Origin of the sequence: Streptomyces sp. NPDC058650 (assembly GCF_042717315.1) — a bacterium.
In the GTDB taxonomy this organism is placed as follows: Bacteria; Actinomycetota; Actinomycetes; order Streptomycetales; family Streptomycetaceae; genus Streptomyces.
Genome location: NZ_JBHXRL010000004.1, coordinates 153982 through 179623, shown reverse-complemented (window position 1 = coordinate 179623; position 25642 = coordinate 153982). Strand labels below are relative to the sequence as shown.

Here is a 25642-nt window from a genome sequence, read left to right as displayed (position 1 = left end):
CCTAAGCCCCCGCTGCCGTCTTCAAGGCCTGCACACGGTCCCTGCGCTCCCACGTGAACTCCGGGAGCTCGCGGCCGAAGTGGCCGTAGGCCGCCGTCTCCGCGTAGATCGGCCGCTTGAGGTCCAGGTCGCGGATGATCGCCGCCGGGCGGAGGTCGAAGACCTCGCTGACGGCCTCCTGGATCCGCTCGTCCGGGAGGGTGCCGGTGCCGAAGGTCTCCACGAAGAGGCCGACGGGCTCCGCCTTGCCGATCGCGTACGCGACCTGCACCTCGCAGCGGCGGGCGAGACCGGCCGCGACGACGTTCTTCGCGACCCAGCGCATCGCGTACGCGGCGGAACGGTCGACCTTCGACGGGTCCTTGCCCGAGAAGGCGCCGCCGCCGTGCCGGGCCATCCCGCCGTACGTGTCGATGATGATCTTCCGGCCGGTGAGGCCGGCGTCGCCCATCGGGCCGCCGACCTCGAAGCGCCCGGTCGGGTTGACCAGGAGCCGGTAGCCGTCGGACTCCAGGCTGACGCCCTCCTCGACGAGCTCCTTGAGGACGTGCTCGACGACGTACTCGCGGACGTCCGGGGTGAGCAGGCCCTCGACGGAGATGTCGGCGGCGTGCTGCGAGGAGACGACGACCGTGTCGAGGCGGACCGGGCGGTCCCCGTCGTACTCGATGGTGACCTGCGTCTTGCCGTCGGGCCGCAGGTACGGCACAGTGCCGTTCTTGCGGACCTCGGTCAGTCGGCGCGACAGGCGGTGGGCCAGCGCGATCGGCAGCGGCATCAGCTCGGCGGTGTCGTCGCAGGCGTAGCCGAACATCAGGCCCTGGTCGCCGGCGCCCTGGGCGTCGAGCTCGTCGCCCGCGCCCTCGACCCGGGACTCGTAGGCCGTGTCGACGCCCTGCGCGATGTCCGGCGACTGGGCGCCGATGGACACCGACACGCCGCAGGAGGCGCCGTCGAAGCCCTTCGCGGAGGAGTCGTAGCCGATGTCGAGGATCGCCTCGCGCACCAGCTTCGCTATCGGCGCGTACGCCGTGGTGGTGACCTCGCCGGCGATGTGCACGAGACCCGTGGTGATCAGGGTCTCGACGGCGACGCGCGAGGACGGGTCCTCGGTGAGGAGCGCGTCGAGGATCGTGTCGCTGATCCGGTCGGCGATCTTGTCGGGGTGTCCCTCGGTGACGGACTCCGAGGTGAAGAGGCGGCGGCTCATGCCTGGACCTCCACCGGAGCCTGCGCCGGGGCGTTGAAGAAGTGCTGCTCGATCGCGCCGAGGGTGCGGATCGACTCGACCTCCAGGGTCTCCATCTGGATGGAGGTGCCGCTCTCCTGCTCCAGGAGGAAGACGAACTCGACGAAGGACAGCGAGTCGATGAGCCGGTTCTCGATCAGGTCGAGGTCGGAGGCGATGTCGTCGCGCTCGGGGTGACGGTCGAGGATCCAGTTCTTCACCGTCTGCAGGCCGTCGGCCATGGCTGATCTCCTTTAGCTGCTGCCAGCTACTGCTGCTGGACTGGATGCGTAGGGGGTGGGTGCAGGGATGGGTGCGGGGGCCGGGGCCGGGGCCGGGGCCGGGGCGATGATCGGGGCGGCCACCGCGACCGCGTAGTCCACGTCGTGGCTGATGGACACGGTGATCTCGGTGATCCCGGACTCGGCGGCCATCTCGGCGGCGGCCCGGTGCAGCTCCACGAGCGGCCAGCCGCCCTCGGAGCGCCGTACGACGATGTCCGGCCAGGGCAGGAACCTGCCCCTGACCCGTAAGGTCTTGAAAGCCGCTTCCTTGGCCGCGATCCGCCCGCACAGGCTCAGGACGTCGAGCCCGGAGGACGTACGGCAGTCGGCGAGCTCGCCGGGGGTGAGCATCCGCTCGAAGAACGTCTCGCCGTACTGGGCGAGGAGCCTGCGGACACGGTTGACGGACACGATGTCCATGCCGAGGTTCGCCCACCCCAGGCCGCCCGCCGGCGGGGCGGCGGGACGGGCCGGCACGTCAGATCACCGGCCCGGCCGTGCCACTCGCACCGGCCCGCATGCGGGCGTTCGCGTCGAGCACCGCCCGGGTGGCGGACTCCCAGCTGCCGTGGCGCCGGGTCAGTGCGGACAGCCATCGCTCCAGGCCGAAGGCGACGCAGCTGGTGAAGGCCGGTCCGCCGGTCGACTCCAGGGTGATGTCGCAGCGGTCGCCGAAGAAGTTCCGGTGGGTGTTCACCGAGGCGATCGCCAGGTCCTCGTACAGGAACTCGTACTTCACCGGGGTGAGCCGCTGGAGGAGCGCCTTGGAGCCGCCCTTGTCGAAGAACGGGTCGCAGGCGGCCTCCTTGCGCAGCGGCAGGTCGAGCGCCGTCGCGAAGGCCTGGATGCGGTCGGTGAAGTCGGCGAGGTGCGCCTCGGCGTGCTCGCGCGCGCCGATGGCGACGATCTCCCGCATGCGGAAGCCGAGTTGGCGCCGCATGCCCTCGTAGTGGGTCTCCTTGCGGAAGCACCAGGAGCAGATCGTGACGAGGGTGTCGTCGGCGACCTGGGTGCCCTGGTGGTCGAGGTAGACGGCGTAGCAGGACGCCGAGGGCAGTCCGAGCGCGGCCGGTTCGAGGGCGTCGCTCGGGAAGCAGCCGGTGTCCGCGGAGAAGGGCGTGGTCGCGCGGCGCTCCAGGTCGAGCGGGGCGGCGACGACGGCCTGGTGCGGGAAGTTGTCGTAGTAGTCCAGCTTCGCCAGGTCGGCGGCCGGCAGGAGCGGGGGCATGGTCATCGGGCGGGCGCCCGCGGCCACTCCCCAGCTTTCGAAGGTGTCGTCGAGGAGCCGCAGGAGGCGGGTCCCCTCGGGGCCGAGCGAGGGCAGGCCGCGGGTGGTGCCCGGCCGGTCGCTCTGCGGTTCTCGTCGGCTTTCCCCGGCTTTCCCGGGGGCCCCGGCATGCGCGGGGGTCGTCACGGTCATGATCTCTTCACCTCTCGGGTGGGAGGTCTCAGGCAGGTCCTGGGGCGGGTCAGACGACGGGCAGGGTGTCGTCGGTGAAGATCCCGGTCTTCAGGAAGAAGGAGAGCGGCTTGCGGATGGACTTCCGCTCGTGCGGGCGGCGGCGCTCGTCGGCGACGAGCGAGTTGCGCAGGGCCAGCGGGTCCGGGATGCCGGCGTCGCGGTAGACGTGCGGGTTGTAGAGGGAGTTGGTGCTGTAGACGACGTACCGCTTGAGGTACGCCTCGACCTCCCGCACCCGCTCGGCGCTGACGGACTGGCACATCCGGGAGTAGAGGAGCGAGACCAGTTCACGGCCGAAGGCGATGTGGCGGGACTCGTCCTGGTGGTGGATGCGGTTGACCTCGCGGATGGTGTGGCAGAGGGACTCGTCCTTCGCCATCCGGGAGTTGTAGTGGTCCACGAGCTCCTCGAAGAAGAGGATGCGGGTGAAGACCAGGAAGTTCTCGACCTCGGGCTCCCAGGCCGCGTCGGCGCGCATCGCGGTGGAGCCGTAGATCTTGTGGCCGTAGCGGCGGCAGAACTCGGAGAAGAACCACATGTGTTCGTTCTCCTCACCGATGAAGTGGTGGAAGAAGTCCGAGGGGACCTCGAAGCCCGGCATGTGGATGCGGCCGACGACCTCGATGAGGAGCTCGCGGATGCCGTGCACGTTGAGGCTGTAGAAGTTGATGGACTCCCACTTCGACAGGCGCTGAAGCGTTTCCTCACCGAGGGTGTCGTAGTGCTCGGTGCCGTAGACGGTGAGCAGCTCCGGAGTCATCCAGAAACGGTTCTCCTCCAGCGTCTCGGGCCACTGGAAGGTCTGGTACGGGTTGTAGTAGTCCTCGACGGAGCGCTCGCTGAGCCGCTCCAGGACCTCCATGAACCGGTCGGTCACAGGCAGGGGGGCGGTCACGCCCATGTGCGTACTCCTCTGACGATGGGGGCGGGGGTTACGGCCGGACTTCGTAGACCGCGTTGACCGCGGTCTCCGTGGCGCGGCGCCAGCGGGTGAAGCCGGCCTCCTCCGCGATGGCCCGGAAGGCCTTCTCGCCGGAGTGGTTGCCGAGGGCGTGCGGGCCGCGCTGCGCGACCGCGACCGGCAGGCACATCACGGCCGAGAGGGCCATGAACATGCGGGCGGCGGGGGTCTGCGTGTCGATGTCCTGCGGGGACACGTTCGACTCGACGAGCATCCAGGTGCCGTCCGCGTCCAGGGACTTGTGGACGTGCTGGGCGGCGGCGACCGGGTCGCCCATGTCGTGCAGGGCGTTGAAGAAGCACACCAGGTCGTAGCCGGAGCCCGGGTAGTCGTCGGCCGACGCGACCTCGAAGACGACCCGGTCGGAGAGACCGGCCTCCTCGGCGAGCTCGCGGGCGATCGAGATGGCTTCTTCGGAGTAGTCGAAGCCGTGGACGGTGGCCCGCGGGAACGCCTTCGCGATGAGCAGCGTGGTGTGGCCGACGCCGCAGCCGACGTCCGCGACGGTCCCGCCGTTCGCCAGCTTGTCGGTGACCTCGTGCAGCGCGGGCAGCCAGTCCGGGACGAGCTTGTGCTCGTACGTGGGCTGGAAGAAGGAGCCCATGCCGGTGTCGAGGGCCGCGTCGTGCTCGGCCCAGCCGACGCCGTCGCCGGTGCGGTACGCGTCGACGAGCAGGTCCTCGGTGGCGTACAGCGCCTTGAGGGCGGTGAAGAACCCGGCGGCGTACGTGACGGCCTTCGGGTCGGCGAGGACCTCGACGTGGTCGGCGGGGAGCGTGTACGTGAGCGAGCTGGGGTGCCGCTCGACGTACCCGGCGGAGAGCTGGGCGTGCAGCCACTCCTCGATGTACCGCGGGTCGGTGCCGGTCTTCTCGGCGAGTAGCTCGGCGGTCAGGGGACCTTCGGCGGCCAGCGCCTTGTAGAGGCCGAGGCGCTCGCCGAGGGCGACGGTCAGACCGCGGACGGCCGCGCCGGCGTCGGTGATGACCCGCTGATGGAAGTCGTGGGCGCTCATGCCGCCTTCTCCTCGCTGTGGGTGGGGAGGCCGGAGCCGGTCGCACCGGGCAGGTCGCACGTGAAGAGGAACGACCTCGGCACGCCCGGGAGGGCGCGCGGGGCGACCTGGTAGGGCCAGCGCTCGAAGTCGGCGCCGTCCTCGCCGGGCTGCCTGACCTCCCGTACGGCCCAGCCGCAGTCGTCGAGCAGCACCTCGGGCTCCTCGGTGCCGAAGAGCCACGGGTTGCCGTCGTCCTTCAGGGCCTTGAGGAAGGTGCGGGCCAGCGGGTTGACCAGGGCGGCCTTCGAGATGACGTCGCCGAGCAGCACCGAGCCGGGCGCGGCGTGCGCGGAGAGCGTCGAGATGAGGGTGCGCACGGCCTGCTCGGGCAAGAAGAACAGCAGGCCCTCGACGACCCAGAGGACGGGCTCCTCGCTCTTCCAGCCCGCCTCCTTCAGGGGGCCGGTCCAGTCCTGGGTGAGGTCGACCGGGACGCTGATGCGGGTGCGGCCGGCGGGCTGCGGCTCGTCCGCCAGCATCTCGGCCTTGGCGGCGAGGAGCGCGGGGCGGTCGAGCTCGTAGACGGTGACGCCGTCCGGCCAGGGCAGCCGGAAGAAGCGGGTGTCCATGCCGGCGGCGAGGAAGACGACCTGGCGGATGCCCCGCTCCTCCACCGCCTTGACGATGGCCCGGTCGAGGTAGGTGGTGCGGATGGCGAGGAACGGCACGATGCCGCCCCCGTCGTAGCGGGCGAGCAGTTCGAAGCCGATCTGGTCGGCGACGGTCCGCGCGTAGGGATCGGCGAACAGCCGGTCCTCGCGCTCGGTCTCCAGGGCGCGCGCGGCGGCGGTCCACTGGGCGGTGCGGGATACGGCCTCCACAGGAGGTCCCCCTTCACTGGCGAACAGGGTGGGAAGGAACGGCAGAAGAGCCGGGAGGTTGTGCGGACGGCCGTGTTCAGGCGGGCCTGGCGGAGGACGGTCCGTCAGGCACTCATGGCCGGAACAGCGCTCTTCGTCGCCGGTCGCCCACAGGCGACGGGGTCCTCGGCCGCGGGCATCGACGACAGATGGTCGGCCTCGGAGTCGGCGGGGCGCCGGCGGAAGATGCTGTGCAGGATCATGCTGAACACGGCCGTCCCGTCGGCGGCCACCAGGGTGCACCGCGGTTTGACGGTGCCGGTGGTGCGGTTGAACGGCGACGGGGTGGAGCCGAGGATCTCGACGCGCGCGGTGAGGACGTCGCCCGGGCGGACGGGCCGCAGGTAGCGGACCTCGTCGATGCCGGGCGAGCCCATACAGGCGCTGTAGGCGAGCAGGCCGTCCACGTACCGCCGCATGAACATCGACTGCGTGTGGAAGCCGCTCGCGATCAGACCGCCGAACTGCGAACGTTCCGCGAGCTCGGGGTCCGTGTGGAAGGGCTGCGGGTCGAAGCGCCTGCCGAACTCCAGCACCTCCTCCGCCGTGACGGTGACGGCGCCCAGCTCGTGGACGTCGCCGGGCCGGAAGTCCTCGAAGTAGCGCATCGCGCGCCCCCCTTGACCTAGGAGTGATCTTTCCCTGGCGACATCCAATCTACGAATCGTTCGTTTATTTTGTCAACCCAAAAGAAGGCCGGAATCCGTTCAGGCGAGGGCCTGTTCGACGTCGGACCACAGGTCGTCGACGTCCTCGATGCCGACGGACATCCGCACCAGGCCCTCGCCGATCCCGGCGGCGGTCAGCGCGGCCGCGTCCAGCTCCCGGTGGGAGGTGGAGGCGGGGTGCGTCACGAGGGTCTCCACGCCGCCGAGGGAGAGCGCGAGCTTCGCCACCCGTACGCGCTCGACGAAGGCCCGGCCCGCCTCCCGGCCACCGGCGAGCTCGAAGGAGAGCAGCCCGCCGCCGCCCGAGAGCAGCTTCCGGGCGACGGCGTCCGAGGGGTGGCCGGCGAGCCAGGGGTAGTGGACGGCCCTGACGCCCGCGTGGCCCGCGAGCCGCTCGGCGAGGGCGGCGGCGTTGGCGCAGTGCTCGCGCATCCGCAGCGGCAGGGTGGGTATCCCGCGCAGGGTCAGCCAGGCCGCGAACGGGTCGGCGCAGGCGCCGAGTTCGACGGTCCGCGGCCATACGCGGTGGCGCAGTTCGTCGTCGGCGAAGACGGCGGCGCCGCCGAGGACGTCCGAGTGACCGGAGAGGTACTTGGTGGTCGAGTGGACGACGATGTCGGCGCCGAGCTCCAGGGGCCGGCAGAGGACGGGCGAGGCGAGCGAGTTGTCGACGACGCTCGTGACCCCGGCCGCGCGGGCGGCGGCGAGCAGCCCCGGCAGGTCGGGGACCTGGCCGGTGGGGTTGGCGATGGTCTCCAGGACGAGCAGCCGGGTGGCGGGGTGGACGGCGGCGGCTTCGACCTCGGCCGGATCGTCGCCCGATATCCGTACGACCTCGATCCCGTACCGCTCGGCCAGGTCCGACAGGACCGCGTGGGTCCCCCCGTACAGGCAGCGCTGGGCCACCACCCGGTCGCCGGGACGCAGGAGCGCGAGCAGGACGCCGCTGAGGGCGCCCATCCCGGAGGCGAAGGCGATGGCCCCGGCGCCGCCCTCCAGGCCTGCGAGGGTCTGCTCCAGGGCCCGTACGGTCGGGTTGCCGCGGCGGCCGTAGACGTACCGGCCGTCGGGTCCCGCCATCGCGTCGGCGAGCTCGGCGGCGGAGTCGAAGGCGAAGGCCGAGGACTGGACGAGGGGCACGGAGAGCGGCCGACTGCCGGTGGGGAAGGGCTCGTTGAAGACGTGGACGGCGCGGGTGTTCAGTTCCATGGCGTTCCTTTCCTGCCTTTCCTGATACGGAAAAGGGGCCGTCCGACGTCCGGTGACGGACATCGGGCGGCCCCTGGGTGCGTGCGTGTCGGGCGCTTCAGGCGGAGACCTTCTCGCCCTGCGGCGCGGGGGCGGCGGCCTCGGCGGCCACGGCCGTGTCGCTCTTCATGACGAGGAGGGTGATCACACCGCCGACGGCGGCGATGATCGCGGCGCCGACGAAGGCGGCCGAGAACCCGTCGGTGAGGGCGGGCAGGTTGCCGAGCCGGTCGGCGCCCTGGGACATGGCGACGGCGGTCAGCGCGGCGAGACCGAGCGCGGAGCCGACGTTGTAGGTGGTGTTGACGATGCCGGAGGCGAGGCCGGCCTGCTCCTGCGGGGCGCCGGACATCGCGGCGATCATCGCCGGGATGTAGGCGAGGGACATGCCGAGCGCGGCGACGAGCGAGGCCGGCAGGACGTCGACGAGGAAGGTGCCGGTCGGCGGGACGGCCGCGAGCCAGACCAGACCGGCCGCGAGGACGAGGAGACCGCCACCGATGAGCGGCTTGGCCCCGAACTTCATCATGAGCCGGGAGGTGATGGCCGTCATGAAGATCATGAGGAGCACGGTCATCGGGAGCAACGCGGCACCGGAGGCGAAGGCGCCGTAGCCCAGGACCTGCTGGAGGTACAGGTTGAGGAAGTACCACATCGGGATCCAGGCGGCACCGAGCAGCGTCATCGCGAGGTTGGCCGAGCCGAGGCGCGGGACCCGCCAGACGCTGAGCGGCATGAGCGGCTCGCGGATGCTCTTCTGGATCACGAAGAAGAGGATCAACAGGGCGGCGGCGCCGACCAGTTCGAGGACGGTGGCGGTCGCGCCCCAGCCGACCTCGGGGGCGCGGACGACGGCGAAGACGGCGAGCGCGAGACCGGCGGTGACGGCGACGGCGCCGAGGACGTCGACGGAGCCGCGGCGGGACTCGACGTCCGGGAGGAGCTTGGTCGCGGCGAGGGTCGCGAGGCCGATCGGGATGTAGATGATGAAGACCCACTGCCAGGCGGCCCACTCGGTGAAGACACCGCCGAGGAAGACGCCCGCGGTGCCGCCGGCGGGAGCCGCGGCGCCGTAGAGCGCCATGGCCTTGCCGAGCTCCTTCGGGTCGTGCATGAAGAGCATCATCAGCAGGGTCATCGCGGCGGGCGCGATGAGCGCGCCGCCGACGCCCTGGACGGCGCGGCCGGCGATCTCGACCCAGGCGGTCTGCGCGGCGGCGGCGAGGATCGAGCCGACGATCATGACCGCCCAGCCGGTGACGAAGATCTTGCGGGCTCCGACGAGGTCGGAGAGGCGTCCGCCGAGGAGCAGCAGGCCGCCGAAGACGATGACGTAGGCGTTGAAGACCCACTGGAGCTCGCCCTGCGTGAAGCCCAGGTCCTTCTGCATCTCGGGGAGTGCGACCCCGATGATCGAGGTGTCCATGATGACCATGAACTGGGCGGCGGCGAGCACGACAAGTGCCCACCAGCGCCGGGGATTGACGGTTGACATTGCCCTGACCCTTCGCTCGCTGCTGCATACCCCAGGGGGGTACCTTCGCGAAGCACCGTAACATACCCATGGGGGGTATGTAAGAGTGAGATGAGGACGGACCGGACTCCCCCACTCCGAGGTCGGCGCCGGGCAGAATGCCCCCATGACCGCCCAGGAACACCCCGAGCTGCTCCAGCGCTGGAACGCCACCCTGCTCGCCGCCCGCTCCGGCCACGGGGGCCCGGACCCCGCCCCGTACGGCCGGAACCTGCTCTCCCGCTGGGCCGAGCCGCAGCGCCGCTACCACACGGTCGACCACCTGCGGGCGGTCCTCGACCGCATCGACGAACTCGCCGACCAGGGCGGGGAGGGCGGCGAGCTGGAACTCGTACGCCTCGCTGCCTGGTTCCACGACGCGGTCTACCGTCCGGACCGCTCCGAGAACGAGGAACGCTCGGCCGTCCTGGCCGAACGCGCCCTGACGGAAGCGGGCCTGACGGGGCATGAGGTGCGGGAGGTGGCGCGGCTCGTTCGCCTGACGGTCTCCCACGACCCGGCCGCGGGCGACCTGAACGGCGAGACCCTCTGCGACGCGGACCTCGCGATCCTGGCCACCGATCCTGATACCTACAGGGGGTATGCGACGGCGGTCCGCGAGGAATACGCCTTCGTCCCCGAGGACGCCTTCCGGACGGGCCGCGCCGCGGTCCTCCGCCAGCTCCTCTCGCTGCCGCGCCTCTTCCACACGCCGTACGGGGCGGCGGTGTGGGAGGAGAAGGCGCGGGACAACATGGAAAAGGAACTCAAGGAGCTGACGGATGTTTCCGACGCGAATTGAGTCCCGGCTGATCCGACGTCAAAACGTAATGAGAGACGACCTCTACCGCCGGTAAGATCATTCTGCTCATTCTTCGCCAGCGAGAGATGCCGGGAAAGACCATGAAACTGCGCAGGGCCCTTCCGATTACCGCCGTCATACCGGCCCTCCTCGCAATGTCCGCGTGCAGCGGCGAATCCTCGGAATCCGACGGCAAGAAGCCGAAGGCGAGCGCGAGCGCGAAGAGCACGCCCAGCCCGACCGGTACCGCCGCCAAGGCGGCCGCCGAGGCCAGGCGCATCGGCGCGATGGACCCGCAGACCCTGGAAAAGGTCACGCTCTCCGGCAGGAAGAACAGCTACGACGCCAAGAAGGTCGCCAAGGCAGAGGTCGAGGCCGGCCGCGACATGAAAGCCGACAAGGCCGAGTGCCAGCCGCTCGCCGGCCTGGCCGGCGGCTTCACCCACATCCCCGCGGTGGGCGTCGAACACCGCTCCCTCGAACCCACCGAGGCGGAGAACGCCACCATCGGATCGATGTGGCTCGCCTCCCACTCGGAGAAGAACGCCACGAGGGTCATGGCCGACCTGCGGACCTCCGTCAAGGAGTGCCCCGGCGGCTTCAAGACCCTGGGCCTGACCTACAAGTCGGTGCAGACCGTGAAGGCCCCCGCCCTCGGCGACGAGTCCCTCGGCTACCGCATCACGAACGTCGTCGCCAAGCAGAGCGTCACCATGACGTACACCGTGGTCCGCAAGGGCGGCGTGGTCGCGGTCTTCTACGGCGTCAACATGCTGACCCCGCAGAAGAGCGCGATCCCCGAGGCGGTCGTCAAGAACCAGCTGGACCAGTTGGACCAGCTGGGCTGAGCGCCGCCCCTCCACATACGCGAAACGCCCGGCCGGGAGGTTCCCGGCCGGGCGTTGTCGTGCGGTGAATCAGTCACCGAGGAACTGGATGTATCCGTTGTTCCGGTAGACCCACCATGTGCCGTCCCTCAGGAGCCGAAGGGTCGGGGTCCGCCGCTCCACGGGGATCGCCTCGATCTCGCGGAGCAGCTGATACGCCTGCTTGGAGTTGAAGAGCGTCTCGTCGTGCCCGCTCACTCCCCAGCGCACGGCGGTATCCGGCGCCTCGATGACGAATTGGAGCAGGCTCCCCTCGTCGTCGTCCTCGAACTCCGACTGGATTCCTTTTCCTCCGTCGAGAACCCGAACCGCAACGCCCATCTCTTACTTCCTCCTGGCTGGTCCGACTACACCGGGTACAGGGAACTCGGGACTCCCCAGATGGACACGACGATCATGACGCGACTCGTCGTAGCTCCATCGGTCTTCTTCCTCCCGATGATGTCGAGTCCGGGGTCGAATTCGCAGGTGCGGTTGTTCGGCTCCGTCTTCGACACCTGCCACCGGCCCTTGCACTTGAACTCCCCCATCATGAAGATCTGCACAAGCTGAGCATCGGTGATGTCGTCGTTCCAGATGCCCTTCTCCGGCGTGACGTCGGCGCCGCCCTTGAAGTGGCCCTTCCTGATCTTCTCGGGGAACCACTTGGTCATCTTCACCATCGACTTCTTGCACAGGCCCGGGATGTCCGCCCAGCCGCCTTGGTCGATGATCTCCCCGGCAGCGTCGTCCCAGCCCTTGGGCCAGAAGTCCTTGGGGTCAACGGGGGTGTTGCTGTCGTTCGGGTCGTCAGGCCAGCCGTAGTTGTTGTCGCTGGAGGCGACCGTACTGAAGGAGGCCTTGCCGGACGACGGGGTGCTGTACAGAGCGGTGCTGAACGAACCGCTGCCGTACGACGCCGTACTGGACGACCCGGACGTCGACGGGACCAGGCAGACCGGAGACTTCCTGATCTTGTTCAGGAACCCCTGATACTTCTCCATCAGCTGCTTGGCGAACTTCGCCGCGTCGAAGAACTTGTCGAGCGCCATGCCGATCCGGTAGAGGGCCTTCGCCACCGCGGGGATCTTCAGGACGGGGACGAGGAACCCCGCCACGTCCACGAGAGCCCAGACGCAGGCCTCGAAGTCCCAGGTGGACAGGCACTCCTTGATGTTGGCGAGGCCGAACAGCTCAAGCAGGATCGCGCCGCCGTTGGCCTTGACCCACTCGACGACGTCCCCGCCGGCCAGATCCCTGGCCGCGTTGTAGTCGTCGATGCACTGCTGACCACACATCTGCATCAGGATGGATTCGAGTTCCTCCGGAAGCATCTGACCGGTGACCAGGGAGCCGGCCTCGACGTGATCACCACGCTGCTCCAGGAGGCGCTTGCGCTCCTCCTCCTCCGCCCGCTTGGCGGCCTCGTCGGCCTCCGTCGCGAGCGCGTGCGCGTTCTCGGCGGCGGTCTCGGCCGCGTCCGCGTCGCTCTCGGCCTGGGTGGCCGAGGAACGGGCGGCCGCGGCGTCGTTCTCCGCCGAGGTGGCCGCCGCACGGGCACTGGAAGCGTCCTTCTCCGCCTCCGTCGCCGCGCTGTCGGCCGCGACCGCGTCGCCCATCGCCGCGTTCGCGGCGGACGTCGCGGCGAGAGCGTCCGAACCCGCCTGGAGGGCGTATCCGTCGGCCCGCTTGGCGGCGGCCTGAGCGGCCTTGGCCGCCTTCTCCGCTTCCGCCGCAGCGGCCTGGGCGCGCTTCACGGCCTTCGCCGCGCGCTCCGCGTCCTTGGCCGCCGCCGCTGCCGCCTGCGCGGCCAGCTTGTCGTCGGCAGCCGCCTGGTCGGCGAGGCGCTGGGCCTCCGCCGCGTACGCGGCCGCCTGCACGGCCTTCGCCTCGGCGGCCTTGGCCTGCTGCTCCGAGAGGGTCAGCGCGCTCTGGCCGGTGAGGACCGCGAAGCCCGCCGACGCGTCGGTCTCCTGGTAGGGAGAGCCGATGGCGATGGCGTCCTTCGCCGGCTTGACCGCCTGGGTCGCGGTGTCCCGCGCCGCGCTCGCCGCCTGGGCGACGGCGTACGCGTGACCGGCCGTCTTGGCCGCCCACTGGGCGGTCAGGACCGCCTCGGTGTGCGCGGCCGCCGCCTCCTGCTTCGCGACGGCCGCGGCGGCCGACGCCTTCCTGGACTCCGCCTCGGCGTTCCGCGCGTTCTGCGCGGCCGCCTCGGAGGCGTCGATCGCCGTGGCAGCGGCCGCGTGGGCGGCAGCCGCCGAACCGACCGCGGTCGCGTACGCGGCCCAGGCGCCGTCCGCGGCCGCCTTGGAGCGGTCCGCGGCACCCTTGGCCCGGGTCGCGGCCGCACGGGAGTTGACCGCTGCGGTCGTCGCCTCGTTCGCCGCCGCACGGGCGTTGGTCGCCGCGGTGGTCGCCGCGTTGGCGGCGGCACGCGCCTCGGTCGCCAACTGCCGTGTCTCGGTGGCGGCTTCGGTGCCCTCGGCGGCGGCAGCCGCGGATTCGAGGGCCGCGGCCCGGGAGTCCGCCGCCCTCTTGGTGCGCTCCGCCTCGACGGCGCGGTCACGGGCCAGCCTTGCCTGCTCCTCCGACGCCTCCGCGTCGGCCCGCTTGAGCGCGGCTCCGTCGGCGGCGGTCGTCGCGTCGGAGCGGGCGGAGGCGGCCTTGCCCTTCTCCTCCTGCGCACGGGCCTCGGCCGCACTGGCCTTGTCCCGCTCCTGCTCCGCGGTGGCCCGGTGGGCCGCCGCGTTGGCGCGCTCCAGCTCCGCCTCGGCGCGCTTGGCCTGCGCCGTGGCGGCCGCCTGCTTCGCCTCCTGCTCCTCCTTCTCCGCGGTGGCCTTGGCCTCCTGCGCGATCTTCAGGTTCGCCTCGGCCTCGGCCGCCTGCTCGTCCGCGCTGTCCGCCGCGGCCTTCGCCTGGGCGGCGGCCTCCTGCGCGGCGATACGGCGGAACTCGGTGTTCACCGCGTGCGCCTGGGTCTTCGCCAGGGCAAGCAGCGTCTGGGACGTCGAGACCGTGGCGTTCGCCGCGTTCAGCGCCGTCTCCGTCGCCTTCGCGGCGGCCGTGGCGGCGGCGCCGGAAGCGCGCGCGACCTGGACCGACTGCTGGGCGTACATCAGGCCACGGCCGCGCGGCACCCCGGAGGCGTCCGCGATCGCCCAGGCGTCCTGCTGGGCGGTCACCGCGCGCTGGGAGGCGGCGGTGGCCAGAGCGGCCTGGGCCTGGGCCTTGGTGACCAGCGCCTGGACCTTGCCACGGGCCTTGGTGAGGTCCGTCTTGGCCTGGTCGAACAGCGCCTGCTTCGGCTTGAAGAGGTGGTTCGGGTCGCGTGCGAGCTGGTCGTGCCAGTACTTCTGCCAGAGCAGGATCTGGTCGGCGAGCCACGCCTGACCGATCGCCTCGATCATGTGGTCGGTGGCGGCCTTCGTCGCCGCGGCGGCGTCGGCCTCCGCCCGCATGACGATCCCGCGCTGCGTGTTCTGGCCGGCGTACTCCGACTCCCACTCGGCCGAGGCCCGGGAGACGACGTCGCTCAGGGCGTTGCGCGGGTCCACGGGGTCGCCGTGGTTGCACGTGGCCCAGGCCTGCTTGAGGTTCTCGACCTCGACGCGGAACGCCGCGGTCCCCTCGGTGACCTTCTTGGCGGGGAAGCCACCGTGCCGCAGATAGGTGGCGATGTCGGCGGACGTGGTGCTGCCGGAGAACAGGTCGTCGGACGTGGCGGCGTTGCGCAGCATGAAGTCCGCCGCGAAGTCGTGCCAGTCGTCCTTGCCGCGGTTCTGCTCGGTGACGGCCTTGGCCTGGGCGACGGCCTCGGCGCTGGGGTTGGTGTGCCCGTCGTAGCCGACCCGCGCGGACAGCTTCGGCTGCGAAGCGTGCGTGAACGCCGTGATCTCGGCGCCGAACTGCGGCGCGTGCAGCGTGATCTGGTCGCTGAACGAGCTCATCGCGTACGGCCGGTTGGCGTCCTCCAGGATGGCCTTGCGGGCGGCGATGGCGTCCACGTACTCGTACGCGGCCTTCTTGTCCTGGGAGTTGGCCTCTCCCAGGGGCATGAACTGGAACCAGATGGAGTCGCCGATGACCGCGTGCAGCTGTGCGTTGGTCCCGGTCAGGCCCTCGATGGCCGTGGCCTTCGTCCTGGCACCGCCCGCGTGCAGGGCGACACCGGCGAGGCAGCGCTCCTTGCGCGGGGTGGAGCGGACGCCGCTGATGACGGACGTCAGGTCGTTGAGCCGGCGCAGGGCGTCGTCGGCGGCGTTGAAGATCGTCCGCATGCCGTCGGAGACCTTCTCGATCGCCACGGCGAGCGCGGGGATACGACCCACGATCACGGACGACGAGGGGATGTCCACGAGCGCCCAGAGGCAGTCGTCGACGTCCCGCGAGGCCAGGCAGTCCTTCACCTTGGCGGCGTCGAGCTGATCGAAGAGGATCTGCCCGCCGTTCGCGGTGGCCCACTCGACGACGTTCACGGAGACGGCCGCGAGGCCCTTCCGGTAGTCGTCGACACAGGTCTGTCCGCAGGCGTCGAGCAGGATCTGCTCCTCGCGCTCGCCGAGCGCCGGCCAGTTGGCGGCACCGCCCTTGATGGGCGTGGTGCCCTCCTCCAGGGCCTCCTGGTGCGCGGCCTCGTTCTTCTCGCGCTGCTCCTGCTCGATCTTCTTCGCGGCCTCCTCGGCGGCCGAGCTGTCGCCCTCCGCGTCGGACGCCTTGTCCTCGGCGTCCTTGGCGTCCTTCTCCGACTCGGCCGCCTTGCGCGCGGCTTCCGCGGCGGCCTCGGCGGACCGGCCGGCCTTCTCGTTCGCCTCGGCAGCGTGCCGCTCGGCGTCCGTCGCCTCACGGTCGGCCTCGGCGGCGATGCCGCTCACGGCACCGGCGGTGGTACGGGCGCTGAGCGCGTCGGTCCCGGCCTGCTCGACGTGACCGGCGGCGGCGTCGGACGCGTCCTTCGCGCCCTTCTGGGCGTCGGAGGCCTGTCCCGCCGCCGTCTGGGCGCGGGTCACGGCCTCGGCCGCACGCGACGAATCGCTCGCGGCGCGAGCGGCGGCCTCGGCCGCGAGCTTCGCGTCACCCGTCGCCTGGTCGGCGGTCAGCTGCGCGGACTCCGCGGCGGCGGCCGCTGCGACGGCCTTGGCCTCGGCGGCGGCGGCCTGCTGCTCGGCGAGCGTCTTCGACGACTGGCCGGACAGCACCGCGAACGCGGCCGAACTGTCCTTCTCCTGGTACGGAGTACCGACCGAGACGGCGGTGTCGGCGGCGTTGATCGCCGCCTTCGCGCTGTCGCGAGCGGCCAGGGCGGCCTGACCTGCCGCGTACGCCCGGCCGACCACAGTCGCGGCCGACTTGACGGCCTCCGTGGCACTGGTCCCGGCGGCGACCGACTCCTGCTGGGCCTTCTTGGCCAGCTCGGTCGCGTTCTCCGAGGCCGTCGCGGCGTTGTCGGCGCGGATCGCCGCGTCCTGCGACGCGTCGAGCGCGGTGGCCGCGGCGACGTGCGCCGTGGACGCCTCGCCCTGGGAGACGTAGAAGGCGGACCAGGCCGTGTCGGCACTGGCCTGGGCGCGCTCGGCGGCGCCCTCCGCCGTGGTCGCGGCGGTGCGCGCGGCGACGGCGGCCGTGGTGGCCTGGTCGGCGGCGGTCTGCGTGGCGGTCGCGGCCTGTACGGCCTGGTTCGCGGCCGTACGGGCGTTGGTGGCCGCCGTCCGGGTCTCGGCGGCGGCGGCGCTGCCCTCGGCCGCGGTGGCGGCGGCTTCGAGCGCGGCGGCGCGGGCCGCGGTGGCCTGCTTCGCCTGGAGTGCGGCGACCGCCTTCTCGCGCGCGGTCTGCGCGGCCTTCGCCTTCTCGCCGGCGAGCTTCCGCTTCGCCGTCGCATCGGCGGTCGCCGTGCCCGCAGCCGTACCCGCGCTCGTGGCGGCGGTCTGCTGCGTGGCGGCGCGCTCCTCGGCCTCCTTCGCCTTGGCGCGCTCGGTAGCTGCCTTGGCGCGGGAGGCGGTGGCGGTGGCCTGCTCGGCCTGCGCCTTCGCCCGCTCGGCGGAAGCGGTCTCGGCGGCCTCCTTGGCCTTGTCGCGCTTCTGCTCGGCCGTCGTCCGCGCGGCCTTCGCCGTGTTCGCGCTCTCCGTGGCGGCCGTGGCGTTCGCCTCGGCGCTGTCGGCGGCGGCCTTCGCCTGGGCGGCGGCCTCCTCGGCGGCGACGCGGCGGAACTCGGCGTCGATCGCGTGCGACTCGGTCTGTGCCTTCGCCAGGAGCGCGTCGCTGGTGGCGACGGTGGCGTTGGCGGAGGCGAGCGCGGTCTCGGTCGCCTTCGTCGCGGCGACGGCGGCAGCGGCGGAGGCACGAGCCACCTGCACGGACTGCTGCGCGAACATCAGACCCCGGCCGCGCGGGACGTGGGACGTGTCGGCGACGGCCCAGGCTGCCTGCTGTGCGGTCGTGGCCGTCTGGGCGGCGGTGGCGGCCTTGGCCGAGTGAGCCTTCGCCGAGGTGACGAGAGCCGCGATGTTGGCGCGGTACTCGGCGAGGTCCGCGTCGGCCTTGTCGAGCCTGGCCTGGTCGGGCTCGTTGGAGAAGTAGCCGGGCCACTTGGCGATGGTGTCGCGCCAGTACTTGCTCCACTTCAGGACCTGGTCGGCGAGCCAGGCCTGGCCGATGGCCTCGATCAGGTCGTCGGTGGCCTCACGGGCGGCCACCGAGGCGTCGGCCTCCGCGCGCATGATGGTCGCGCGCTGGGGGGCCTGGCCCGCGTACTCGAGCTCCCACTCGACCATCGCGGTCATGAGCGGCTCGTTGAGCTTGCGCGACGGGTCCCACGGGTTCTGGTAGTCGCAGCCGGCCCAGGCCTGCTTGAGGTCCTCGACCTCGACGCGGTACTCGGGCGTGCCCTTGACGGGCGCCACGGTCGGGAAGCCGCCGCGCTTCAGGTAGGCGGCGATGTCGCTGGAGGTGTTGGCGGTGTGGCCGACGTCGCTGAACCTGAGCATGGAGTCGGCTGCCCAGTCGTGCAGCTGGTCCTTGCCGTTGTTCTCCGCGGCGACGACCTTCGCGCGCTCCATCGCCTCGGCGCTGGGCCGGCTGATGTCGACCTCGCCGATGCGCCAGGCGAGTTCCTTCTGCGTGACGACGGTGAAGTGCCGGAGGTCCTCGCCGAACTTCGGCGCGTGCCACGTCAGTCCGGCGTCGGAGGCCACGGAGCTGGCGTACGGGTGGTTGGCGGCGGTCAGGGCGTCCTGGCGGGCCCAGGCCATGTCGGAGTAGACGCCGGCAGCCTCCTGATCGGTCTTGGACGCCAGGTTCAGCGGGCTGGGGTTCCACCATTCGGGGGCCCGAACGATCCCGCCGAGCTGCTCCTGCGTGCCGGTCAGGCCCTCGATGGCCTTGACCTTCACCTGCGGGCCGCCGACGTGCAGCGCCACCGCGGCGATGCAGCGGTCGAGGCGCCGGTCGCTGCCGATGCTGTTGCGGTAGAGGCCGTCGTCCGCCTCGGGCGTCGGCTCCTCGGCGGCGACCGGGGACGCCGAGATCATTCCCACGAGGACGGCGGACGCCGTCATCAGGGCTGTCGTACTGGTGGCCCTGGTCAGGGCCGACCGTAGGCGACGCCGGCGTCTGCCGGCGTCTCTGAGCAATGACATGTCCCGCCTTGCAATCTCGCGATCGTCCGGCAGCACCTCAGACTGAACATGGGCATGACAGAGCAGCGGTCAGCCTCCCCGGGGCACACTCCCCCGAAAACGGCCGCCGGCACGCTCGCCCCCCACGAACCGGCGCTACCGCTTGCTCCGCGACGATGTCACGCGCAGCGCCTCCAAGAGAAGATCAAATAATCTTCACCAAAGCCTCACGGGAGCGAGAAAGAGGTCAAAGCGACGCCTAGTTGATCATGTTGTTACCGGCCGTAAGGAAGGGGCGGGCGAGCGGCGCTCGTCTCGCATCGCAAGACATTCCCCCGCCCACGGAATGACAGGCACAAAATCCAGGTTTACGCATGTCATGCCCTCCCTCTCCGCCGAAGACGCCAGCGGCAGCGCCAACGTCAGCGCCTCCACCCCCACCCCCAGCCGGATGCCCCTGGCCGTCTACATCCTCGGCCTCTCCGTCTTCGCGCTCGGCACGAGCGAGTTCATGCTCTCGGGACTCCTCCCGCCCATCGCGGAGGACATGAACGTCTCCATCCCCCGCGCCGGACTCCTCATCTCCGCCTTCGCGATCGGCATGGTCGTCGGCGCGCCGCTGCTCGCCGTCGCCACCCTCCGGCTCCCCCGCAAGACGACCCTCGTCACCCTCATCACCGTCTTCGGCCTCGGTCAGATAGCGGGCGCCCTCGCCCCGAACTACGCCGTCCTCTTCGCCTCGCGCATCGTGAGCGCGCTCGCCTGCGCCGGGTTCTGGGCGGTCGGCGCGGCCGTCGCCATCGCCATGGTCCCGGTGGGCTCGCGCGCCCGCGCCATGGCGGTCATGATCGGCGGCCTGTCCATCGCCAACGTCCTCGGCGTCCCCGCCGGCGCCTTCCTCGGCGAGCACCTCGGCTGGCGCTCCGCGTTCTGGGCGGTCGCCGCCGCCTCCGCGATCGCCCTCGTCGGCGTCCTCACCCGCATCCCCCGCATCCCCCTCCCGGAGACGAAGCCTCGCCTCAAGCGGGAGCTGGCCATCTACCGCGACCCGCAGGTCCTGCTCCAGGTCGCGATCGTCGCGCTCGCCGCCGGCGGCGTCTTCTGCGCCTTCTCCTACCTGTCCCCGCTCCTCACGGACGTCTCCGGCGTCGACGAGAGCTGGGTCTCCGGCGTCCTCGCGCTCTTCGGGATCGGCGCCGTCATCGGTACGGCGATCGGCGGCCGGGTGGCCGACGCCCACCTCTTCGGCGTCCTGCTCACCGGCATCACCGCCTCCACCGTCTTCCTGATCGCCCTGGCGTTCCTCGCGTCGAGCCCGGTCGCCACGATCGTCCTGACGTTCCTCCTCGGCGTCTCCGCCTTCTATACGGCCCCGGCCCTCAACGCCCGCATGTTCAACGTCGCCGGCGCCGCCCCCACCCTCGCCGGCGCCACGACCACCGCGGCGTTCAACCTCGGCAACACCGGCGGCCCCTGGCTCGGCGGCACCGTCATCGACGCCGGCCTCGGCTTCGCCTCCCCGGCCTGGGCGGGCGCGGCGATGACGGCGACGGCTCTCGGCGCGACGGCACTGGCGCTGCGCCTCGGCGGACGCGCCTCCGGCAGCCACGTCGTGACCAAGAGCGCCACGGCACGATCCGGCGACAACGCCACGGCGGACCCGCTGAAGCGCCACTAGCGCCACCAGCGCCACTGAGGAGGATCTCCGGGACCTGTCCGCCTGACCTGTGGATCACCGGCGTGGCCCCCGACGACGGCTCACCGGTGTTCACCGCGTACAGCCCGAACGGGACGCTCGCCGGAGAGCGCACCTGACGGCTCCGCCACCGCCTCACACATCCCCGTCTCGCGCGGCGACTTCGGGAACGGACCGGAGAACGCACCGACGAGGGACGGTGCGCGATCCCCCGGCGCCCCTACGCGGACATCGCGTCCTGCACGAGCCGCGTCATGAGCGGGGACGGCTCGACCGCCAACTCGCTGCGCAACAGCCGCCGGTACTCGTGGTAACGCTTCACGGCGCAGGCCCTGTTGCCCTCGGCGAGGAGGATCTCGATGAGGATGCGCTGCGCCGTCTCCCGCATCGGATCGATCTGGGCGGCGGTCAGCGCGGTCTGGAGGGCCGCGAGGTACTCCCCTTCCCGCTGGAGCCGCTGGGCCAGGCCCTCCAGCGCGTGCAGGCGGACCTGGTCCCAGCGCTCACGCTCCGGCACGAGCCACTCGTCCGGCCAGCGGGGCAGCAGTTCCTCCCCGAGCCTCGCCGAGGCCCTCGCCGTCGGCGGGCGGCGGGCCGTCGGCGGCCGCTACTTCCTGCGCCAGGCACCGCACCCGGTGCAGGTCCACGTCGACCAGGGGCGCGTGCCGCAGACGGCGGTCGCGCCCGGGGGGGGGGCGACCGCGGTCACGCGACCGGCCGGCTCTTCGGGCGGCGCAGGCCCGCCTCCGTGAGGCGGCGGAGGAGTTCCTTCGAGCCGACCTCGACCGCGCCGCCGGCCACCGCGTCCGCGTACCGCTCGGAGGGGATGTCGTAGTGGTCCCGCTCGAAGGCGCGCGGCGGGGCGCCGATCGAGGCGGCGAAGGTGTGCAGCTCCTCGAAGGAGACGTCGCTGACCAGGTGCGACCACATGCGGCCGTGCCCCGGCCACGTCGGCGGGTCGATGTAGAGGGTCATGTCAGCCCGCCCACCGGCGCGACCACCACTCCCTGCTTGCCGCAGACCCAGTGCGGGTCGGGCCCGAGCTCCGGTTCCACGTCCAGGGCGTGCGGGTCGCCCGTGGAGCAGACCGGACAGAGGGGCCAGCGTCCGTACCGTTCCAGCAGGGCGTCCTGGACGTCCTGGGCGACGAGCCCCGCGACGTACGTCACGCCCTCGGGCCACTGCTCGACCCACCAGCGCCGGTGGGTCACCGCGTCCTCCACCATCGACACGACCTCGGCGGCGGCCACCTCTCGGGCCACCAGGTCGGCCAGTACCAGCGCGCGAGCGGCGTGCAGCGCCTGCTCCACGGGGTCGATCTCGTCCATGCACTCATTGTCACCCGGCGCCGGGAAAGGGCGAGGGTCGCGTCCGTTTCCCGGACCCGCCCGAGACCCGTCCGGGACCTGCCCGGGACCCGTCCCGGACCGATGGGGGTCTTGTCGACCCCTCCGCCCGAAAGTATCTTTCAGATGTGACCAATGAAGTGAAGGAAAGTTTCACTCGCGACGCGCCCCCCGCGCCTGCCGCGCCCCCCGCCCCCGCCGCCCTCGCGGCCAAGGTGCGGACCCTCGCGCCCTCCATGACCCGCTCGATGCAGCGGGTCGCCGAAGCCGTCGCCGGCGACCCGGCCGGCTGCGCCGCCCTCACGGTCACCGGCCTCGCCGAACTCACCGGCACCAGCGAGGCGACCGTCGTCCGCACCGCCCGGCTCCTCGGCTACCCCGGCTACCGCGACCTGCGCCTCGCCCTCGCCGGCCTCGCCGCGCAGCAGCAGTCCGGCCGCGCCCCCGCCGTCACCGCCGACATCGCCGTCGACGACCCCGTCGCCGACGTCGTCGCCAAGCTCGCCTACGACGAGCAGCAGACCCTCGCCGACACCGCCGCCGCACTCGACACCGTCCAGCTCGGCGCCGCCGTCGCCGCGCTCGCCACCGCCCGCCGCATCGACATCTACGGCGTCGGCGCCTCCGGCCTCGTCGCCCAGGACCTCGGCCAGAAGCTGCTCCGCATCGGCCTGATCGCGCACGCCCACAGCGACCCGCACCTCGCCGTCACCAACGCCGTACAGCTCCGCTCGGGCGACGTCGCCATCGCCATCACCCACTCCGGCTCCACCGGCGACGTCATAGAACCGCTGCGGGTCGCCTTCGACCACGGCGCCACCACGGTCGCGATCACCGGCCGCCCGGACGGCCCGGTCACGCAGTACGCCGACCACGTCCTGACCACCTCCACCGCCCGCGAGAGCGAACTGCGCCCCGCGGCCATGTCGTCCCGGACCAGCCAACTCCTGGTCGTGGACTGTCTGTTCACCTGCGTCACCCAGCGTACGTACGAGACGGCGGCCCCTGCCCTCGCCGCCTCGTACGAAGCCCTCGCCCACCGCCACTCACCCCGGACGCGCTGACCGTTCGCGCAGACCGCCCGCCCGCCGAGCGTCACACGTCGACCGCCGACGACGCCGACGACGTCCACGCACCGAAAGAGCCGCACATGTCCCCTTCCACTCCTTCCACCACCTCGGCCGCCACCTCCGCCACGTACTCGGAGCTCCGCGCCCAGCTGGCCACCCTCACCACCGAGGCCTTCCGCCCCGACCTGGCCGAGATCGACCAGCTGCCGACCCTGGACATCGCCCGGACCATGAACGGCGAGGACCAGACCGTCCCCGCCGCCGTCGCCCGTCAGCTCCCCGCCATCGCCGCCGCGATCGACGCCACGGCCGAGCGCATGGCACGCGGCGGCCGGCTGATCTACCTGGGCGCCGGCACGGCGGGCCGCCTCGGCGTCCTCGACGCCAGCGAGTGCCCGCCCACCTTCAACACCGACCCCTCCGTGGTCGTCGGCCTGGTCGCGGGCGGCCCCTCCGCCCTGGTCAAGGCCGTGGAAGGCGCCGAGGACTCCGAGGAGCTCGCGGTGGAGGACCTGACCGCGCTCGGGCTCACCGCCGACGACACCGTGGTCGGCATCTCCGCCTCCGGCCGTACCCCGTACGCCATCGGCGCCGTCGAACACGCCCGCGCACACGGCGCGCTGACCATCGGTCTGTCCTGCAACGCGGACAGCGCGCTCGCCGCCGCCGCCGAGCACGGCATCGAGGTCGTCCCCGGCCCCGAGCTCCTCACCGGCTCCACCCGGCTCAAGGCCGGCACCGCGCAGAAGCTCGTCCTCAACATGATCTCGACCATCACGATGATCCGCCTCGGCAAGACCTACGGAAACCTGATGGTCGATGTCCGCGCCTCCAACGAGAAGCTCCAGGCCCGCTCGCGGCGGATCGTCGCCCTCGCCACCGGCGCTCCGGACGAGCAGATCGAGGCCGCCCTCACCGCCGCCGACGGAGAGGTGAAGAACGCGATCCTCATGATCCTCGCCGACATCGACGCCCCCACGGCCGCCGGCCGCCTCACCGCCTCCCAGGGTCACCTGCGTGCGGCACTGCACGCGACCGACCCCACCGCGTAACCCATCCCATGGACGTCTCGCACCCGAGGTAGGCAGGAATCTCCCGGCCTCAGCCAGGAGAGCACTCCCACTCAAGCCCCCCGCCCCCGGCGGACACCGTCCGCCGGGCCCTCCCCCTTCCCCCCCCCGTCACCGGCAGAGAACGTCCTCCGACGGCCGCACACCCTCGGTGAGATAGCGGGTCACCGCCGCGTCCCCGCACGCGTTGCCGGTGCCCAGGTAGGCCCCGTGCCCGCCGTGGTCGACGGAGACGAGCCGCGCCCGCTCGCCGAGCGCCGCCCGCATCCGCAGCCCCTTGGCATACGGCGTCGCCGGGTCGCGCAGGTTCTGGATCATCAGGATGTTCGACGGCCCCCGGTCGGTGACGCGGACCGGCTTCTCCACGGCCCCGCCCTTCCAGAAGGAACAGGGCGTGATGTTCGCCGGCATCCCCGCCGTCAGCGGGAACCGCTCCCGGTCCTTCGCCACGGCCCGCTCGTACGCCGGTACGGACCCGGGCCAGTTCACGTCGTTGCAGATCACGCCCACGGTGATGGCCGCCGCGTCGTCCGGCATCGCACCGGCCAGCTCGCGCGGCAGCACCGGCTCGCCCTCCGGGTCGAGCGCCTCCGTCACCAGCTGCGCGAAGGACGGGAAGAAACCGTCGGAGTAGAGCGCGAGCTGGAGCGCCTGGAGCAGCATGGACCCCGTCAGCGGAGGCCCGGGCCGCACGGGCTCGCCGGGCGCACCCGGCAGCACCGAGGCGTGCGGCTCCCGGTCGAGCCGCCCCGCGAGGTCCATGAGCACAGCCCGTACGTCCTCGGGCCGCTCCGCGAGCCGCAACCCCTCGACCGCCCGGTCGGGGTGCGCCGCATAGGCCGCGAAATCCGGGAACCGGTCCTCGGCGCCCTGCGCCATGCCCTCCAGCCAGCCCCGGGCGACCCGCCTCGGGTCCGGGTCGTTGCTGCTGTCGAGGACCCAGCGGTCGGTACGCCCGGGGAACTTCTCGGCGTACGAGGCCGCCACGTACGTCCCGTACGACACGCTCCACGCCGACAGCTTCCGCTCGCCGAGCGCCTGCCGCAGCCGGTCCATGTCCCGCACCTGGTTGGCGGTGGTCAGCCCGCGCAGCATGGCACCCCCGTTCCGGGCGCAGGCCTCGGCGATCCGCTTCGACCGGGCGGTGTTCTCCTCGATGCCCCCGTCGGCGCCCGGCCACGACCGCAGCGTCATCATCCACCGGTCGCCCTCGTCGAGCCCGCACCGCGCCTTGGCGGAGCCGCCGATCCCGCGCGGGTCGAAGGCCACGAGGTCGTACGCCCCGTCCATCTCCCTCGCCAGGGCGGCACCCTTCTGCGCCAGCCGCTGCACCCCGGAACTGCCGGGCCCGCCGGGGATCACCATCAGGGTCCCGCGCCGTGCCTCGGGCCGCGTGCTGGGCAGCCGGGAGACGGCGAGCTGGATCTGCTCCCCGTCGGGCCGGGCGTAGTCCAGGGGTACGGAGACCATGGCGCACCGCTGCCCGGGCAGCGGCCGAACGGCCGGAGCGCAGTCACCCCACGCGAGCCCGGCCGTGGCGGTGGCGGTGGCGGCGGTGGCGGTGGCGGTGGCACCGCCCCCGGCCAGAGCGGCACCGGCGACGGCGGCGGCGGAGAGGGTGAGGAGAAGCGTCTTGCGTCCACGGTTCGCTGTCATGCGCACAGCCTCGCGCAGGACCCTCACCCACCCCATCCGGCAAGCACGCGGGTCGAGGGTGGGGCCAACCCCCGCCGGGAAGTGGGGCGTTCGGGCCCACTGGGCAGGCACGGGAGGGAGGCCCCACCGGGAAGGCACCGGGGGCGAGGGGTTCTTGAGAGCTTCTGGTGGGACCGCCCTCTTTCCGAGAGTCGCACCTTCCGCCACCGCGTCAAGGGCGCCTTCGGCGTCGCTGCGCGATG

21 protein-coding genes are annotated in these 25642 nt (G+C 71.8%); 5 read left to right on the top strand and 16 right to left on the bottom strand.

The features are described from left to right. Position 1 precedes the first annotated feature (1 nt). The 10 genes from metK to ACFWWU_RS08960 form a co-directional block, all read right to left on the bottom strand. Positions 2-1210, bottom strand: a complete 1209-nt coding sequence (gene metK, locus ACFWWU_RS09005; RefSeq protein ID WP_384141146.1) for a methionine adenosyltransferase — start codon at positions 1208-1210, stop codon at positions 2-4. Then, positions 1207-1470 carry an acyl carrier protein gene (locus ACFWWU_RS09000; protein WP_317597878.1) on the bottom strand — a complete coding sequence of 88 codons (264 nt, stop codon included), beginning with the start codon at positions 1468-1470 and terminating at the stop codon, positions 1207-1209. Before ACFWWU_RS09000 ends, metK begins: the two co-directional genes overlap by 4 nt. A 12-nt stretch (positions 1471-1482) precedes the next feature. Further along, complete coding sequence (gene acpS, locus ACFWWU_RS08995; protein ID WP_384141142.1) at positions 1483-1989, bottom strand: holo-ACP synthase; 507 nt, start codon at positions 1987-1989, stop codon at positions 1483-1485. Position 1990: 1 nt separating this feature from the next. Further along, the gene (locus ACFWWU_RS08990; RefSeq protein WP_384141139.1) at positions 1991-2932 is read right to left on the bottom strand and encodes a hypothetical protein; all 942 of its coding nucleotides are present in this window, start codon (positions 2930-2932) and stop codon (positions 1991-1993) included. Positions 2933-2981: 49 nt separating this feature from the next. Beyond that, positions 2982-3875 carry a diiron oxygenase gene (locus ACFWWU_RS08985; RefSeq protein ID WP_384141136.1) on the bottom strand — a complete coding sequence of 298 codons (894 nt, stop codon included), beginning with the start codon at positions 3873-3875 and terminating at the stop codon, positions 2982-2984. Between the two features lie 31 nt (positions 3876-3906). Next, positions 3907-4950: a class I SAM-dependent methyltransferase gene (locus ACFWWU_RS08980; protein WP_384141133.1), complete on the bottom strand. Its 1044-nt coding sequence runs from the start codon at positions 4948-4950 to the stop codon at positions 3907-3909. Further along, complete coding sequence (locus tag ACFWWU_RS08975; protein WP_384141130.1) at positions 4947-5813, bottom strand: class I SAM-dependent methyltransferase; 867 nt, start codon at positions 5811-5813, stop codon at positions 4947-4949. Before ACFWWU_RS08975 ends, ACFWWU_RS08980 begins: the two co-directional genes overlap by 4 nt. Positions 5814-5917: 104 nt before the next feature. Then, the gene (locus tag ACFWWU_RS08970; RefSeq protein WP_317597872.1) at positions 5918-6460 is read right to left on the bottom strand and encodes a MaoC family dehydratase; all 543 of its coding nucleotides are present in this window, start codon (positions 6458-6460) and stop codon (positions 5918-5920) included. A gap of 99 nt (positions 6461-6559) precedes the next feature. Continuing rightward, positions 6560-7729, bottom strand: a complete 1170-nt coding sequence (locus tag ACFWWU_RS08965; protein WP_384141127.1) for a trans-sulfuration enzyme family protein — start codon at positions 7727-7729, stop codon at positions 6560-6562. A 97-nt stretch (positions 7730-7826) separates the two neighbouring features. After that, positions 7827-9263: an MFS transporter gene (locus tag ACFWWU_RS08960; RefSeq protein WP_384141124.1), complete on the bottom strand. Its 1437-nt coding sequence runs from the start codon at positions 9261-9263 to the stop codon at positions 7827-7829. Positions 9264-9408: 145 nt separating this feature from the next. Here ACFWWU_RS08960 and ACFWWU_RS08955 point away from each other — a divergent pair, with 145 nt between their 5' ends. Both ACFWWU_RS08955 and ACFWWU_RS08950 read left to right on the top strand, forming a co-directional pair. Continuing rightward, positions 9409-10083, top strand: coding sequence for a hypothetical protein (locus ACFWWU_RS08955; protein ID WP_384141121.1), 675 nt, complete (start codon positions 9409-9411; stop codon positions 10081-10083). A gap of 155 nt (positions 10084-10238) precedes the next feature. Next, a complete protein-coding gene (locus ACFWWU_RS08950) occupies positions 10239-10931 on the top strand; it encodes a hypothetical protein (RefSeq protein WP_384141119.1) in 693 nt (230 codons plus the stop codon). Positions 10932-11000: 69 nt separating this feature from the next. Here ACFWWU_RS08950 and ACFWWU_RS08945 read toward each other — a convergent pair whose 3' ends face one another. Further along, positions 11001-11291 (bottom strand): hypothetical protein, encoded by a 291-nt coding sequence (locus ACFWWU_RS08945; RefSeq protein ID WP_384141116.1) that lies wholly within the window; start codon positions 11289-11291, stop codon positions 11001-11003. A gap of 26 nt (positions 11292-11317) precedes the next feature. Beyond that, positions 11318-18502 (bottom strand): hypothetical protein, encoded by a 7185-nt coding sequence (locus ACFWWU_RS08940; protein ID WP_384141113.1) that lies wholly within the window; start codon positions 18500-18502, stop codon positions 11318-11320. 511 nt (positions 18503-19013) lie between these two features. Here ACFWWU_RS08940 and ACFWWU_RS08935 point away from each other — a divergent pair. Continuing rightward, complete coding sequence (locus ACFWWU_RS08935) at positions 19014-20240, top strand: Cmx/CmrA family chloramphenicol efflux MFS transporter (protein ID WP_384141870.1); 1227 nt, start codon at positions 19014-19016, stop codon at positions 20238-20240. 238 nt (positions 20241-20478) lie between these two features. Here the strand turns inward: ACFWWU_RS08935 and ACFWWU_RS08930 are convergent, their stop codons facing one another. From ACFWWU_RS08930 to ACFWWU_RS08920, 3 genes are all read right to left on the bottom strand, one after another. Then, the gene (locus ACFWWU_RS08930; RefSeq protein WP_384141868.1) at positions 20479-20802 is read right to left on the bottom strand and encodes a BTAD domain-containing putative transcriptional regulator; all 324 of its coding nucleotides are present in this window, start codon (positions 20800-20802) and stop codon (positions 20479-20481) included. A 161-nt stretch (positions 20803-20963) separates the two neighbouring features. Beyond that, on the bottom strand, positions 20964-21233 hold the full coding sequence (locus ACFWWU_RS08925; protein WP_384141111.1) for a DUF4031 domain-containing protein: 270 nt from the start codon (positions 21231-21233) through the stop codon (positions 20964-20966). Continuing rightward, positions 21230-21586 (bottom strand): hypothetical protein, encoded by a 357-nt coding sequence (locus ACFWWU_RS08920; RefSeq protein WP_384141108.1) that lies wholly within the window; start codon positions 21584-21586, stop codon positions 21230-21232. The genes ACFWWU_RS08925 and ACFWWU_RS08920 overlap by 4 nt, the downstream gene beginning before the upstream one ends. A 146-nt stretch (positions 21587-21732) precedes the next feature. Here ACFWWU_RS08920 and ACFWWU_RS08915 point away from each other — a divergent pair, with 146 nt between their 5' ends. Together ACFWWU_RS08915 and murQ are read left to right on the top strand one after the other, a co-directional pair. Further along, on the top strand, positions 21733-22668 hold the full coding sequence (locus ACFWWU_RS08915; protein WP_384141105.1) for a MurR/RpiR family transcriptional regulator: 936 nt from the start codon (positions 21733-21735) through the stop codon (positions 22666-22668). Positions 22669-22754: 86 nt separating this feature from the next. Continuing rightward, on the top strand, positions 22755-23726 hold the full coding sequence (gene murQ / locus ACFWWU_RS08910) for an N-acetylmuramic acid 6-phosphate etherase (protein WP_384141102.1): 972 nt from the start codon (positions 22755-22757) through the stop codon (positions 23724-23726). Positions 23727-23855: 129 nt separating this feature from the next. Here murQ and ACFWWU_RS08905 read toward each other — a convergent pair whose 3' ends face one another. Continuing rightward, a complete protein-coding gene (locus tag ACFWWU_RS08905; RefSeq protein ID WP_384141099.1) occupies positions 23856-25400 on the bottom strand; it encodes an alpha/beta hydrolase in 1545 nt (514 codons plus the stop codon). Between the last annotated feature and the right edge of the window lie 242 nt (positions 25401-25642).

Excerpts from the sequence above, each read along its gene's own strand:
- metK (WP_384141146.1), bottom strand. The coding sequence starts at position 1,210 with ATGAGCCGCCGCCTCTTCACCTCGGAGTCCGTCACCGAGGGACACCCC.
- ACFWWU_RS09000 (WP_317597878.1), bottom strand. The coding sequence starts at position 1,470 with ATGGCCGACGGCCTGCAGACGGTGAAGAACTGGATCCTCGACCGTCAC.
- ACFWWU_RS08990 (WP_384141139.1), bottom strand. The coding sequence starts at position 2,932 with ATGACCGTGACGACCCCCGCGCATGCCGGGGCCCCCGGGAAAGCCGGG.
- ACFWWU_RS08985 (WP_384141136.1), bottom strand. The coding sequence starts at position 3,875 with ATGGGCGTGACCGCCCCCCTGCCTGTGACCGACCGGTTCATGGAGGTC.
- ACFWWU_RS08980 (WP_384141133.1), bottom strand. The coding sequence starts at position 4,950 with ATGAGCGCCCACGACTTCCATCAGCGGGTCATCACCGACGCCGGCGCG.
- ACFWWU_RS08970 (WP_317597872.1), bottom strand. The coding sequence starts at position 6,460 with ATGCGCTACTTCGAGGACTTCCGGCCCGGCGACGTCCACGAGCTGGGC.
- ACFWWU_RS08965 (WP_384141127.1), bottom strand. The coding sequence starts at position 7,729 with ATGGAACTGAACACCCGCGCCGTCCACGTCTTCAACGAGCCCTTCCCC.
- ACFWWU_RS08960 (WP_384141124.1), bottom strand. The coding sequence starts at position 9,263 with ATGTCAACCGTCAATCCCCGGCGCTGGTGGGCACTTGTCGTGCTCGCC.
- ACFWWU_RS08955 (WP_384141121.1), top strand. The coding sequence starts at position 9,409 with ATGACCGCCCAGGAACACCCCGAGCTGCTCCAGCGCTGGAACGCCACC.
- ACFWWU_RS08950 (WP_384141119.1), top strand. The coding sequence starts at position 10,239 with ATGTCCGCGTGCAGCGGCGAATCCTCGGAATCCGACGGCAAGAAGCCG.
- ACFWWU_RS08945 (WP_384141116.1), bottom strand. The coding sequence starts at position 11,291 with ATGGGCGTTGCGGTTCGGGTTCTCGACGGAGGAAAAGGAATCCAGTCG.
- ACFWWU_RS08940 (WP_384141113.1), bottom strand. The coding sequence starts at position 18,502 with ATGACGGCGTCCGCCGTCCTCGTGGGAATGATCTCGGCGTCCCCGGTC.
- ACFWWU_RS08935 (WP_384141870.1), top strand. The coding sequence starts at position 19,014 with ATGCCCCTGGCCGTCTACATCCTCGGCCTCTCCGTCTTCGCGCTCGGC.
- ACFWWU_RS08925 (WP_384141111.1), bottom strand. The coding sequence starts at position 21,233 with ATGACCCTCTACATCGACCCGCCGACGTGGCCGGGGCACGGCCGCATG.
- ACFWWU_RS08920 (WP_384141108.1), bottom strand. The coding sequence starts at position 21,586 with ATGGACGAGATCGACCCCGTGGAGCAGGCGCTGCACGCCGCTCGCGCG.
- murQ (WP_384141102.1), top strand. The coding sequence starts at position 22,755 with ATGTCCCCTTCCACTCCTTCCACCACCTCGGCCGCCACCTCCGCCACG.
- ACFWWU_RS08905 (WP_384141099.1), bottom strand. The coding sequence starts at position 25,400 with ATGACAGCGAACCGTGGACGCAAGACGCTTCTCCTCACCCTCTCCGCC.